Origin of the sequence: Pseudoalteromonas sp. Isolate6 (assembly GCF_022398435.1) — a bacterium.
GTDB classification, from domain to species: domain Bacteria; phylum Pseudomonadota; class Gammaproteobacteria; order Enterobacterales; family Alteromonadaceae; genus Pseudoalteromonas; species Pseudoalteromonas galatheae.
Map to the genome: position 1 here is coordinate 25,595 of NZ_JAKEVK010000026.1, position 13,669 is coordinate 39,263.

The 13,669-nt window shown below is 43.3% G+C and carries 11 protein-coding genes; 8 read left to right on the forward strand and 3 right to left on the reverse strand.

Annotation, left to right across the window (positions count from 1 at the left end):
* Window positions 1-64: 64 nt before the first annotated feature.
* The 4 genes from L1D50_RS06060 to L1D50_RS06075 all read left to right on the forward strand — a co-directional run bounded on the left by L1D50_RS06060 (window position 65) and on the right by L1D50_RS06075 (window position 6,670).
* Window positions 65-1,465, forward strand: a complete 1,401-nt coding sequence (locus tag L1D50_RS06060) for a PhoH family protein (protein ID WP_128728521.1) — start codon at window positions 65-67, stop codon at window positions 1,463-1,465.
* Window positions 1,466-1,533: 68 nt separating this feature from the next.
* Window positions 1,534-5,229: a response regulator gene (locus L1D50_RS06065; RefSeq protein ID WP_239965698.1), complete on the forward strand. Its 3,696-nt coding sequence runs from the start codon at window positions 1,534-1,536 to the stop codon at window positions 5,227-5,229.
* A gap of 9 nt (window positions 5,230-5,238) precedes the next feature.
* Window positions 5,239-6,141 carry a diguanylate cyclase gene (locus tag L1D50_RS06070; protein WP_138522069.1) on the forward strand — a complete coding sequence of 301 codons (903 nt, stop codon included), beginning with the start codon at window positions 5,239-5,241 and terminating at the stop codon, window positions 6,139-6,141.
* Window positions 6,142-6,280: 139 nt separating this feature from the next.
* Complete coding sequence (locus L1D50_RS06075) at window positions 6,281-6,670, forward strand: hypothetical protein (RefSeq protein WP_128728518.1); 390 nt, start codon at window positions 6,281-6,283, stop codon at window positions 6,668-6,670.
* Between the two features lie 121 nt (window positions 6,671-6,791).
* Here the strand turns inward: L1D50_RS06075 and L1D50_RS06080 are convergent, their stop codons facing one another.
* Both L1D50_RS06080 and L1D50_RS06085 read right to left on the reverse strand, forming a co-directional pair.
* The gene (locus L1D50_RS06080; protein WP_239965699.1) at window positions 6,792-7,172 is read right to left on the reverse strand and encodes a DUF3192 domain-containing protein; all 381 of its coding nucleotides are present in this window, start codon (window positions 7,170-7,172) and stop codon (window positions 6,792-6,794) included.
* Between the two features lie 197 nt (window positions 7,173-7,369).
* Window positions 7,370-8,317 (reverse strand): D-2-hydroxyacid dehydrogenase, encoded by a 948-nt coding sequence (locus L1D50_RS06085; RefSeq protein WP_239965700.1) that lies wholly within the window; start codon window positions 8,315-8,317, stop codon window positions 7,370-7,372.
* A 91-nt stretch (window positions 8,318-8,408) separates the two neighbouring features.
* Here L1D50_RS06085 and zntR point away from each other — a divergent pair, with 91 nt between their 5' ends.
* The 3 genes from zntR to L1D50_RS06100 all read left to right on the forward strand — a co-directional run bounded on the left by zntR (window position 8,409) and on the right by L1D50_RS06100 (window position 11,345).
* The gene (gene zntR / locus L1D50_RS06090) at window positions 8,409-8,816 is read left to right on the forward strand and encodes a Zn(2+)-responsive transcriptional regulator (protein ID WP_010606066.1); all 408 of its coding nucleotides are present in this window, start codon (window positions 8,409-8,411) and stop codon (window positions 8,814-8,816) included.
* On the forward strand, window positions 8,809-10,083 hold the full coding sequence (locus L1D50_RS06095; protein ID WP_239965701.1) for an SO_0444 family Cu/Zn efflux transporter: 1,275 nt from the start codon (window positions 8,809-8,811) through the stop codon (window positions 10,081-10,083). The genes zntR and L1D50_RS06095 overlap by 8 nt, the downstream gene beginning before the upstream one ends.
* 167 nt (window positions 10,084-10,250) lie before the next feature.
* Complete coding sequence (locus tag L1D50_RS06100) at window positions 10,251-11,345, forward strand: 1-acyl-sn-glycerol-3-phosphate acyltransferase (protein WP_128728515.1); 1,095 nt, start codon at window positions 10,251-10,253, stop codon at window positions 11,343-11,345.
* 51 nt (window positions 11,346-11,396) lie between these two features.
* Here L1D50_RS06100 and L1D50_RS06105 read toward each other — a convergent pair whose 3' ends face one another.
* Window positions 11,397-11,939 (reverse strand): GNAT family N-acetyltransferase, encoded by a 543-nt coding sequence (locus L1D50_RS06105; protein ID WP_128728514.1) that lies wholly within the window; start codon window positions 11,937-11,939, stop codon window positions 11,397-11,399.
* A 144-nt stretch (window positions 11,940-12,083) separates the two neighbouring features.
* Here L1D50_RS06105 and L1D50_RS06110 point away from each other — a divergent pair, with 144 nt between their 5' ends.
* On the forward strand, window positions 12,084-12,749 hold the full coding sequence (locus L1D50_RS06110) for a DTW domain-containing protein (protein ID WP_128728513.1): 666 nt from the start codon (window positions 12,084-12,086) through the stop codon (window positions 12,747-12,749).
* Window positions 12,750-13,669 lie beyond the last annotated feature (920 nt).

Consider the following 13,669-nt stretch of genomic DNA (forward strand, 5'->3'; position numbering starts at 1 on the left):
ATAACCAGTCACATCGTTGTGTATTGGGTATAGCATAATAATCTGTAAACAACAGGAATGCGCTATGGTAAAACAAGACAAAGACCATAAAGTGTACGTGCTCGACACCAACGTACTTCTCCATGAACCACTCGCTTACCTCTCCTTCCAAGAACATGATGTCGTTATTCCCATGACTGTCCTTGAAGAACTTGATCACATTAAAGATCGAAAGAGTGACGTGAGCCGAGACGCAAGAGTTGCAATTCGTGGGTTAGATGATGTGCTTCGCGATGCAACACCAGAGCAAATGCTAGAGGGGGTAGCGCTACCAACATTGAGGATAGAAAGTCACCGAACGCCCAGTTCAGGTAAATTGATTATTGTAAACGATCACCTTTTTCAAGACTCCATCTCCGGGTTACCCGGCAACGAAAATGACCACCGCATTATAAATTGTGCGGTACACCTGCAAACTCAGTACAGTGACAAAAAAGTAGTGCTGGTTACCAAAGACATCAACATGAGACTTAAAGCGAAAGGCGCTGGACTCAAGTATGTTGAAGATTACCGTACCGACCAGCTAATTGACGACATTGCGTTGTTGACCAGTGGCTTTAAAAAAGTTGAAGGCGACTTTTGGCAAAATGTAGGTGAGTGCCAAACGCAGCAAGATGGGCGTTACACCGTGCATGATGTACCAAAGTCGCTCGTACCCGATGTGTTCTGTAATGAATACTTAATAGATGATACTAATCACTTTGCAGCTCGGGTTGTGGGATACGACTCTGAACATATTCGATTAAAAGACTTAGGTGTTGAACGTTTGATGCACCGTCAAGCATGGGGAGTGAAACCGAAGAATATTAACCAAGGTATGGCACTGGATGCGTTACTTGATACTGACATAGAGCTGGTGATACTAACCGGGCCTGCGGGATGTGGAAAAACCTTATTGGCGCTTGCCTGCGCGCTTGAAATGATCATTGAGAAAGGGATTTACGACAAGGTAATTGTAACGCGAAATACCCCTGAAATAGCAGAGAGTATCGGCTTCTTACCTGGCACGGAAGAAGAGAAAATGGCCCCTTGGCTTGCGGCGATCACAGATACCTTAGAAGTGCTTCACAAACATGATGAAAGCCCTGTGACTAGCCGTAATTACATTATGGAAAAGGCGAACATTCAGTTTAAATCGGTGAACTTTATGCGTGGCCGAAGTATTCAAAATGCGGTTGTCATTTTAGACGAAAGCCAAAACTTAACGGCATCACAGCTAAAAACCATCATCACTCGCTGCGGTGAGGGGACTAAATTAATTTGCACTGGAAATCTCGCCCAGATTGATAGTAATTACCTCACTCCTGTGACATCTGGGCTAACTTATATTGTTGAGCGCTTTAAAGACTTTGAAGGCAGCGCTACCATTAACTTAAACGGCGTAGTACGAAGCCGCTTGGCAAGTTTTGCCGAAGAAAATTTATAACTTGCCTTGAGCCGACTGGCTCGTTACTCTTTTGCTAACACTGTGTGCAAACGGGAACGAGCCAGTAAATGGATGCGACAAAAGAGTTTTTACCACTAAAAAGTTATCGAAAGGGAATTTTAGTGGCGGTAATAATACCCATCCTACTTGTCCTCGTCTTAGCCTACCATCTCTACCAAATTAAACTCGAACGTCAGTACAAAGTTCGTTTTGGGCAGTATGAATATGTTGCTCAGCAGCTGAAACAAGAATTTTATGCCGCGCATGTTGTCCTTGATAGTATCGCCGTCAACCTAGCGCAGCCCATTTCATTTAAAAGACCGCCAGAGTGGTTGGAAGATATAGAACAACACCCTAAACATTATTATCATGCGCTACCTAACAATGGTGGAGAAATTGTTGGTCGTGGGCAAGTCAGTGAAGCACTTTTTGCCACTAAGCGATGGCAAACCGTATTGTCACTTAACACTGCTTTTGATGCCGCGCTTGCGTTACAAGGTGGATTGTATGCAGTTGCATACGTAGAAGATGACGGCTTTGCATATATTAAACGTCGAGAAGCCTCTAGCAGTCATTTTATAACGCGGCTAGTTCAAGGTAAGTTCGAACCCGATTTTAGCTTGGGCAATGTAGTCGTTGGACCACCTGTGAAGTTTTTCGATAGACAAATGTTTGCGCTCGGTAAGAAGCTATCAACGGTGGATAACGCCCATGTATTGATGATCTACGATAGCGATATTATTGACAGGTGGTTGTTAAACATCGGCTCCTTAGACGGTACGATGGAATTTAAAAACCAAAGTGATGAGATTATAGCTGGCAAGCGTTACGAGCATGATCACAATAGACTTACTAACTCTGCTACACCTTGGCAGCACGGGTTACACTTTATTGCCAAGCCAGCCAAAGAACCCATTAGTTTAAATTATCATGAAAGCTATGAGCAGTTTGCCGCTCCGCTACTGCGGGAAGTCTTACTTGAACTCGCACTTTTGCTATTTTTTATCCTTTTTACCTTTGTGACGATTGTATGGTTAAGCGGGCAAATATTCGTTCGACCTTTAAAGCATTTTGTGAACTATTTGTCTTTGCAGGAGCACTCTCCACAAGCTACCTTGAGCTACCCAATTCCTACCGAATGGCAACCTTGGTTTATTCAGATCAAGCAGGTGGTCGAGCAAAAGTCTCGCTTAATGCATGCACTCAAACAGCATAATCAAGAACTTGACGATGAGATTAAGCGCAAACAGCAGGCACTAAAACAAAGTTTTGAAATAAAAGAGCGGCAAGCTGCTTTACTTAATGCAGTACTGGACTCAGTACCCGACATCATCTACTTCAAAAATATCGATGGCTCATTCATTGGCTGCAATCGGGCGTTTGAAGAGTTTATGGGTGTCGATAAGTCGGACTTAGTTGCGAAAACACAGCCTGAAGTGACATCTGGGCTAAGCATATTACTTGAGCAAGAAGCGGCGATGGAGCGTTTGCAAGAGCAAGTCGCAACTAACTTTGTACTAGGGGCAAATACCTACTTCTTGACGATCACCCCATTAAAGTCGGAAACCGGAAAACTAATTGGTTGTTTGGGAGTGGCAAGGGACATTACCGCGGCACAAGAGGCGTACAATGCCCTGAGAGACTCTGAAGAGAACTTTAGAGCTGCGACCGAATTTGCGCCTAATGGCGTTATTTTGGCCGCGATCAGCGGAAAAATCTTGGAGATGAATAAGGCGGCTAAACGTTACTTATCACTTGATAAGAATACGGGAGAAAAGCAGCTGGAGCGCTTGTTTGATGAGCAAAATTGGCAAGATCTAAAGCCTGTTCTAGCTGGGCTGTTAAAAGAGCAAAAGAAAGTTGTTGAGCATACGATTTCACAGTCGGGTAAGCATCGTTGGTTACAACTGAGTATTTCCTTAGTTTGGGATAAAAACAAGCGCCCTAAATACTACGTGATCCATATTCAAAATATCACCGGTCTGTTACTAGCGAAGCAAGATGCCGAGCGTGCAACGCTCGCAAAAAGCCGCTTTATCGCCAATATTAGCCATGAAATTAGAACGCCAATTAATGCCATATTAGGTTTGGCGGATATGATCAAAAGTGAGACCCTTACTCGCGTTCAAAATAAAAAATTACAGCAGCTTTCTGGGGCTGCAAATGAGCTGCTTACTATGCTCAACAGTATTTTAGAATTTGCCAAAGTCGAAAGCCACCAAGGCACAATTCAATATGAAACGTTTCAAACCTGCCATTCATTTACTGCGATAGAATCGCTGATTAAACCCTTGTGTATACAAAAAGGCTTAGGGTTTGAACTACAGGTCGACCCTCAGGTTTGGCCTTATCTATACAGCGATGAGGATAAAATAAAGCAGATTTTGGTCAACCTGCTTGGCAACGCAGTTAAGTATACTAATCATGGCAAGGTTGGTTTGAAGGTGACATTACTTCTAGATAGAGCTGCAAAGCAAACCGTTAAGTTTGCTGTTTGGGATACCGGGGTTGGGATCAAATCACAAGAAGTAGAGCACCTTTTTGATGCCTTTACTCAAGGAGATGAAAGCTTCACGCGCCGCCATGAAGGTATTGGTTTGGGTCTTGCAATTGTAAAGCAAGAGGTTGCACTCCTTGGCGGCGATATCGGGGTAAACTCAACCCCCAACGAAGGAAGCTGCTTTTTCTTCGAGCTGGTACTAGATAAAGGAGCTTGTCCGGTTGTAGACAGTCACAAAGAAGTGTACTGCCTCACCACTGAAGCTCAATGTCTACCAAGCTATTTTGAGGGTCTCGCAGAGCCTTTATCTATCGAGCAGCTACACCAGATGCGCACTCAGCTTGATAAATCTATTGTAGTTATTCCACCAGATGTAGTGCCTAACCCTTCTTATTCTTTACCTGGAAATACTACGTTATTACTACATTGTGAAGGGGAGTTTCCTGAGCAAAGTAACCATATTGCGCTTAATCAGTATGTGTTTTACCAATCGGCTTATACTTGGCTTGCTGAGTTTGCCCATATGACGCAAACCGTCGACAACGTGTGTATGCAAGTTGCTGGCGCGCTTTGCTTAGTGGTTGATGATAATAGCTTAAATTTAGACATTACTGAGAATATGTTGAAGCAAAACGGTATTTCTACTGTAGGGCTACAAAGTGCTGAAGATATCGATGAAATTTGTCGATCGTTGCGACCCGATATTATTCTGATGGATATCCACATGCCAAATATAGATGGCTATCAAGCAACCAAGCTGATCAGAGAAACATGGTCTGAAACTGAACTACCCGTTATCGCTTTAACCGCCAATGCTAGCAAAGAGGAGCGAGCAAAAGCCACAGCTGTTGGTATGAATGATTATTTGGTAAAGCCAATTAATAGTATGCAGGCGTGTAAGGCATTGGCAAGCAATATTTTCCAGCTAGATAAAACAGAAGAAGCATTTTTTGATTATGAGTTTGCGCTGTCACAAATGATGCAAAATGAAACGTTTTTGCAAACAATGTTAGATAAATTTGCTAAACTTTGTCATGATTACCTAGAACAGGTCGCTGACATCGAGCAAGGCTCGGCATTGTTTGAGCTAGCACATGGAATTAAAGGCGCGGCAGCAGGTTTGGGCTTTAAACGATTAGCGAAAGTCGCAAAAGACCTTGAAACGCAAAGCAAAACGATCACAACAATAACAAATCGCACTGACTTGGAGGTGTTAACAAATGCACTTTCACAGGTAATGTGCTTTATCGAGCTAAAAAGGTAGCGTTACAAGATGCAGCAAGCGGAGCACATATTCATTATTGACGATGATCCAATAAACAAGATGGTTCTAAGCAATATATTGGCTGAAGGTCAAAGGCTATCCCATAGCGCGGATCCTAACTCATGTCTTGATGAATTAAAAATAAGCAAACCTGACCTGATTATTTTAGATGTGCTAATGGCTGATGGTGCTGGATTTTCTGTTTTAGAAAGTCTAAAAAGGGATGCGGGTACTTACGGTATTCCGGTTGTCGTGATTTCAGGTAGTGTGAGCTTTAAGGATGAAGCAAGAGGCTTAGAGTTAGGCGCGGTAGATTATATAACCAAACCGTTTAATCCGCTGATTGTGAAAGCCAGAATCAAAAATCATTTAGCGATAAAAAAGAAAAATGATCTGTTAGAAAAGCTAGCCTCTATAGATGGCTTAACAGAGTTACCCAATCGCAGGTATTTAGATGAAGCCATGAACTCAGCATTAGAGAGCGCAAAAGCCGATGGCAGTGCGTTTACTGTTATGCTGGTTGAGGTGGATTATTTTAAAACGTTTAATGAGCACTATGGCTATATGCATGGCGATGATTGTTTATTTAAGGTTGCCAAAGCGCTAGAAGAAGCCGCAACCCAGCGCTCCTTATTTATTGGCCGTTTCGATGGTACTCGCTTTGCTTTGGTGCTAACTCAGCATAATATCGACGTCATTAATGAGATAGCAGAAGCACTGCATACCTCGGTCAATGCTTTAAAAATCCCCCACATTGCTTCTCCAATATGTGCGCATGTGAGCGTTAGCATCGGTGCGGCTCATATTGAAACTCATTGTAGCAGTGAGCTTGGTGAACTAATAAAAATGGCTGATAATGCTCTTGCTGTTGCACAGAAACAACAAAGTACGGTATTTATTAATGCATTATAACCATCTAAAGTCATATGCAGGGGCAAGTGCGCATCTGTATTCGAACAAGAAGTGCACCGCATAAAGCTTGGCTATGCTCGTGCTTTATAGACCTTTAACCGATATTTAGTGCCTTTTAGTGCGGTGTTAGGCTTATTCTATGAACATACAACGTAAGATAATTTGGGTGGATTGCATAGCGGCCATATCCGTGGGATTAATCGTATTGCTTTTCCACTCAATGATTGGTGCGATCTACCATATACCTGAACAAACCATTATCTTTATCGCAGTATCAAATCTGTTGTATGGCTGGTACTCATTTAGCCTTGCCATTCAAAAGTCGAGGAGCATAAAACGTTTGCAGCTTTTGGTGTTCGGCAATCTTTTTTGGGCGTTAGTCTGTGTTGGAGTGGTTGTTCAGTATTTTAACGTTGCAAGTCTAATTGGTATTGCTTTTATTGTTTGTGAAGCTATGTTTGTCATCATGCTTGCCTATTTCGAGTGGAAGTATAGATATGAGCTTGTATCAAAGGACGGCTCAGCTTAATAGGCTGGTTTATTAAAATTTGGCAGGGTTTCGTTTTTAACTTATGAAGATGACGGGAAAATAAGGAGCTTGCCGCACAACTGCACGCGAGTTTACCCACCGTCCTTGGTGCGATAAAGTCTTACTGAATTTGTTTTAGTGCGTTGTCGCCAAAGCCAATCAATTGGTTGTTTTTGAATACCAATGGCGTGCACTCATCTTTTGTTACTTTGCCGTCCGAGTGTTTGCTGTTGGTCGCATAGTATAGCACTTGATAGTTGTCGCCGCCTTTTGACACCAACTCGCTAAAGTCAGGGGTTGCAAACATGTCTTTTACTGATGAGTAAGATGCGCCCATTTCAAGGTTGGCAATCTTTTCACGATTTTTACGCTGTTTATGTTCCCAGTTAGATGAATTGTATTCAGAAGCCCAACCGTGCTCTACTTCACCGTCGGATACAGCAACGATACAGCCTGATAATAGAGTAGAGCTAAGCGCAGCCACTAACATTAATTTTTTCATTGTTGTTTTCCTTTTTAATTTTGTTGCTGAGCAAATAATGCAAACAGCCATTTATTTTTGCTTGAATTATCACAAGGGTTGCAAACTCTTTGCCAACTAATAAAGTCTATAAATATCAATTTGTTGTTGATTTTTAATCAGTTCTTGGTTGATGATTTTCACTAACATTTAGCGAGAACACTCACTAAAGCAACAACCTAGACCACTTGGTTTCTCGTTGTGCCGGCCACAAAACTTTCAATATTAATGGCAATTTCGCCGACTAAACGTTCGATGGCCTCTTTACTTGCCCATGCCGTATGCGGTGTCAAAAGCAAGTTCTCACCTAGGTATTGAACGAGTGGATTGCATGCTTGTGCCGGCTCTTGTGTGAGGACATCCACAGCAGCCCCTGCTATTTGCTTGTTAGTTAGTGCATCCACCAACGCTTGCTCGTTGACTATTCCGCCTCTTGCTGTGTTGATAAGATAAGCATGATTTGGAAGTAGGGCGAACTCAGCGCTCGCAATCAGGTTTTCAGTTTCAGCGGTAAGTGGGCAGTGAATAGATACAATATCCGCAATACGCAGTGCTTCTTCAAAAGCCACGCGTCCTGCTCTAACCTTGGTTACACCTCTACGTTCAGCGATAATTACTTGAGCCCCAAATGCTTGCGCGACTTTTGCGACGGCTTCTCCTAATGTTCCGTGGCCTATGATCACAAAATTTTTGCCCGAAATTTCGTTGATGCTGTAGTCCAAGCGACAAAACATGTCACTTTGTTGCCAAAGTCCTGCTTGGCAGTCTTGCTGATAACGATGAATATTTGTCATTAAGTTACCAAGCATAGTAAAGGTGTGCTGCACCACAGAGGGAGTTGAGTAACCTGCCACATTAGTGACCGTAATTTGATGGGCTTTTGCGGCTGCTAAATCGATGTTGTTTACGCCTGTGGCCGCAACACAAATCAGGCGTAATTGCGGTAACGCCGCGATTATTTCTTCATTTAACTTCACTTTATTGGTGACGATTACCGCTGCATTTTTACAGCGTGTGATGATTTCATCACTGGATGTGGTGTCGTAAGACGTTAATGTGCCTAACTTGGCAATGGGAGAAAGATCGGTTCCTGCAAGGGTTTTAGCGTCTAATACCACTATTTGCATTATTTTTATCCTTTTCTTGACTTTGGAGTTAACTCTAAGGTTTATACTTGTGATGTCGACTAGGATAATCTTCAGGACTTGGGAGTGTAAAGTGGTAAAGATTGGTGAGCTGGCAAAGCGGCTTAACGTATCAACTGACACGTTAAGGTATTACGAAGCAAACGATCTCCTACACCCTTGCACAAGGAGCGAGGGCGGGTATCGGTTGTTTGATGAGCAAAGTGAAAAGCAAATGCGTTTTATTCTTCGCGCGAAGGAAGTGGGGTTCAGCCTTAAAGAAGTGCAAGACTTGCTGAAGATAAAGTTTGAAAAGCATCAGCACAGTTGCGAAGAAGTGAAAACGCTGACTATCACTAAACGGGATTTAGTGAGAGCGCGGATCGCTGAGTTACAAAAATTTGAACAATCGTTATCGACGCTAGCAGAGCAATGCTGCGGCGGTAAGGAAGCGGCAGTGAGCTGCTCGATTTTAACGGCCTTGGAGGCTATCGATGAATGAACTGATAGTAAATTTTTGGCAGCTATTTTTAGTATCTGCCCCGTGGTTACTGCTTGGCCTAATATTGGCCGGGTTACTTAATGTATTTATTCCAAAAGATTTGTTGCAAAAGCATTTAGGGAAAGAAGGGTTTTGGACGACGATAAAGGCTGCGCTGATTGGGGCGCCTATGCCGCTGTGCTCTTGCGGGGTTATCCCTGCTGCGGTGGGACTGAGAAGAGCGGGGGGCTCAAAAAGTGCGACGACCGCATTTTTAGTCTCAACGCCTGAAACTGGAGTAGACTCTATCTCGGTTTCCTATGTGCTACTGGGTCCTTTTATGGCAGTAATTAGGCCAATTGCGGCCGTGGTTAGCGCAATTACAGCAGGGCTGCTCGTTGGCAGTGAAAAAGACGATAAGCCTGGATCGCTAAAACACCCTAATACCTCAGATAAACCAAGCGCGACTAGCGGCTGTTGTGACGCTAATCATCACTCAGAGCCAAAGCCTACTGAAAAGCATCACGGCCATGATAGTTGTTGCGCCAGCGCAAAAGTGGAAACCGCAAAAGTAAGCGCAAGCTGCTGTGCGCCTGCTGGCCCGCAATTAGCAACAGCAGGGGCGAATATGTCTTGTTGTGATACTACGGAGCCTGCCGTAACCAGTTGTTGCGATTCTTCATCAGCTACGGCAAGCTGTTGTGAGCCAGCCCCCGTACCTGAAAACCAAGGGGTTTTTGGTAAAATTGTAGAAGCTGTTAAGTTCAGCTGTAATCAATTATTGTCCGACACCGCGGTTTGGCTACTTATTGGTTTATTCTTTGCTGCGTTAGTACAAACCTTTGTCCCTGAGTCTTTCTTATCTCAGTGGGGCGACGGTATTATCGCCATGCTAGTGGTGATCCTTATCAGTATCCCAATGTATATTTGTGCGACCGCTTCAACTCCAATCGCTGCGGGTTTATTAATGGCAGGTGTGTCACCCGGTGCAGTATTGGTATTTATGCTCGCAGGTCCTGCAACTAACATCGCCACAATTGGGGTGGTTGGTAAAGAATTGGGGCGTCGTGCCGTGTTTGCCTATTTGGGCGGTGTCATCGGGGTTGCACTTATCTTTGGCTATTTAACCGATTATTTGGTCAATACTTACGGTTTTGTAGTAACGCCTATGATAGGAGAGGAACACGAAGTGCTACCACATTGGTTAACAGTATCAATGGGCGCATTATTAGCAGCACTCTTACTAAGATTAGCTATACTCAAATTAGGTAAAGTTGTTAGAAGATAAACTATTGTGGTACTTTTTACCGTATTACAATTACCTGACGTTTAAGCATTTAATGTTCCAACTTGGCATATCGCCTTGGTGGTCAGACATGAAATGCTTAGCGTCTGTTTATTTGACACGATAGAATGCGTTCCAGTATTCGTTAATCCGATAATTTGAGAAGTAGAGTGGATAAATACGCTGACATTAGACCGTATAATGATGATGAAGTGGTGCCAGCATTGGCACGTCTACTGGGTGATGATCAATTCATTGATGTGATTGCCAAATATAACCTGCCAGCTTGGTTGAATGCTTGGCCCGCTATTGCACGCCCACTCGTAAGAATGAAACTAAAAAAGAAGTGGGGAGATTTTTGTACGATTGAACAAGTACAAGATGAAGTGGCGTACTACCTACAAATTTTGATCAATAAAACGACGTCTAAAGTGACTTATTCTGGCCTTGAAACATTAGACTCGAATACCTCTTATTTATTTATTTCAAATCACCGTGACATCGTGTTAGACCCTGCGCTTGTTAACTGGGGCTTGCATCAGCAGGATATGCGCACGGTGCGTATCGCTATTGGTGATAACTTACTGCAAGTACCTTATATCACCGAGCTTATGCGTCTTAATAAGAGTTTTATTGTAAAACGTTCGGCAAAAGCGCCAAAAGAAATGCTAAAAGCATTAACTCAGCTTTCAGCCTATATTTTTGACTCACTAAGTGAAGGTAACTCCATTTGGATTGCGCAAAAAGAGGGCCGTGCAAAGGACGGAGTGGATCAAACCGATCCAGCACTGTTAAAAATGCTACAGCTCAATGGTCGCAAACAAAAGTTAGATTTTTCAGATTATGTAAAGCAGCTAAGAATTGTGCCCGTTGCTATTTCCTATCAATATGAGCCGTGCGCGGTTGCTAAGGCTAAAGAGCTATACCATAAAAAGCAGTTTGGCCAATATGTGAAAGCACAAGGCGAAGACATTGCTAGCATTGTCGAGGGCTTTAGTTCAGATAAAGGCCATGTGCATATCGCATTTGGCGACCCTATCACTGCGGATGTTGAAAACCCAGATGAACTGGCGAATGTCATCGATAAACAGATTTTAGATTTATACTATCTGCATTCAACCAATCACCTAGCAGCAGGCGATGATGCGCAAGTTAGTCCAGAAGATAAAGAGGACTTTATCTCTAAATTAGAGTCTGTACCTGAAGAGCTGAAGCAATTGGTGCTGAGCATGTATGCCGAACCACTGCGTCGCAAAGGCATTTAATAGCAGCGAACTAGCGCAACCCTGGTGTTAAGTGGTTGCGCTTTTGTTCGGTTAATTAAGAACTTTATGATAATAAACGACTTCCATATCTCCTAAAATATCTTTGTGAAGCCCTTTTTTCACATAACTCATCCCAAGTTTCTTCATGATGCTGATGGAGCCAAGGTTTTCTTCTTCAGCGATAGCGCTAAAGTGCGTCAAGGTAGGGTTTGCTGCTATTAGCTCTGGAATAAGGTGTTGTGCTGCCTCTGTCGCAAACCCTTTGCCCCAAGTGGCTTGTTTAAAACGCCAACCCAGCTCTAAATCCTTATAGTTTCTTTGTTCTGAAAAGAAGTTAGCAGGGCGAACCAAAACCCAACCAATAAACATCTTGTGTGGCAGCTCGAAACAGCCCCAAAGCCCCCAGCCTTTGCTCTCATCAGTAAATTCGGTTAAACGTGGAATATATACGGCTTTTACTTCTTCAAGTGAGTTAGTTTGACCGCCTGTGATGTATTTCATTACTTCAGGGTCGCTATCAAGATCGGCGAGCAGCTGTGCATCTTGTGGGGTGAGTAGGCGATAACTCAGTCTTGCAGAGTCCGTTACTTGCATTTGTATACTCCTAAGGTGAGTAGAGCTCAATAAAACTATAGAGTACAAAAGCTTGCGTGGTGAGTAAATGAGTTACATAAGTTTGCGTAGACGCCAGCCTAGCGCTTTACTAAAATACGCCAGCATTTTTAGATGGGGAACAGAGTGAATAATTCAGTACTAGCGCTTAGGCAGCGCCAAATCGCTGCGGCTCAACGTGAATATAAGGCAAGAGGGTCAAAGCTTACGCGCTGTGAATGCTGCTTATTAGCCACGACTCTATGTATTTGTGATAAAGTTGAAGTGGCTAAAGCAGACTGTGCTGTGTGCTTGCTTATGTATCATAACGAAAGCTTTAAGCCCTCTAACACTGGACGCTTAATTGCCGATGTGATCCCAAATAATCATGCCTTTCGTTGGGATCGAACTGAGCCTGACGCTGCGTTATTAGCGCTTCTTTCGGACGAGCAATATGCACCAATAGTCATTTTCCCAGAGCAGGGCGTGGAGCCTGAAAGGGTAATTACTAATGTGACTCGCACTGAAAATAAAACACCGCTATTTATCTTTTTAGATGGCACATGGCGTGAGGCTAAGAAAATGTTTAGAAAGAGTCCCTATCTCGATAACTTACCTGTGCTATCCATCGCCCCTGAAAAACTCTCGGATTACAAGTTGCGAGTCGCACCGCACGAACATCAACTTGGCACGGCAGAAGTCGCGTGTGTACTGTTTGCTGAATGCGGTGAGCAGGATGCGGCAGATAAATTAACCGCGCACTTTATCGATTTCAGAGATGCCTACTTAAAAGGTAAGCGCAGCAAACTGTAGGCCGGGCCCTAAACCGTAGGTCGAGGTTTATCTCGATAAAAAAACAGTATTGTTTACGCGGTACAGCGAGAAAGATGACGGTAGGTCGAAATTTATTTCGATAAAAAGCTGCATTATTTGCGCAGCACGGTGAGCAAAATGATGGTAGGTCGAGGCTTATCTCGACAGCACGCTCACCTTAACAACACAAACACAATATCACACGATAGATAGGAATAAAATAAGAAGCGCGCGACCCATTGCTGAGCCGCGCTTACGGAATCTTCTAAATGCATCCTGCAAAGTTGAGTAGTTCAACGTCCTGAATCTTTCCTCTTCCATGGCATCGCTTGGTGTTCTCGTTTTGCGAATAAAGGCATCTTGCCCTGTGTCCATCTTCCTTTTACACGTCCGCTGTCTTATCCATTGCCATCCACTTGCTAAGAACAAGCCCTTGTTCTAATTCTCCTTGTTTGCTACTTTCCAAAATAGCAGTGCCAATCATCACCTCATTTTACCTTGGCACTTGGTAGCCTGAACGTGTTGCTTCAAGCTAGGTGTTGCACTGTTAATTGCAACAATTGGCATCTCCTAAGCCACATTTTACCAGTACATCCGATGTACCTTCCTTCCTCATCCTTAACCACCTGCATATCCAATGCAGTAACGTTATCCTTCAACGTTTAGCCTCTCCCCTGAAGCAATCCCTAGATTCATCATGAACCTTTAATCCCTGTCCTTTAATGTAATCACACCATGTGACATACAATCTCGCTCGCTTTTCCCTATATTCCTTTAAGTGGGTGCTTATCCATTAGCAAGTCCTGCCCTGAGCGTATCCTGTGTATCCTTTATCTCTCTTCCTGAGATGTTGTAAAGTATATGCAGACTAAAAAAAATCGGGAGCAGTGAAATCCAATCTTTTTTGAGTCTTTTTCTAG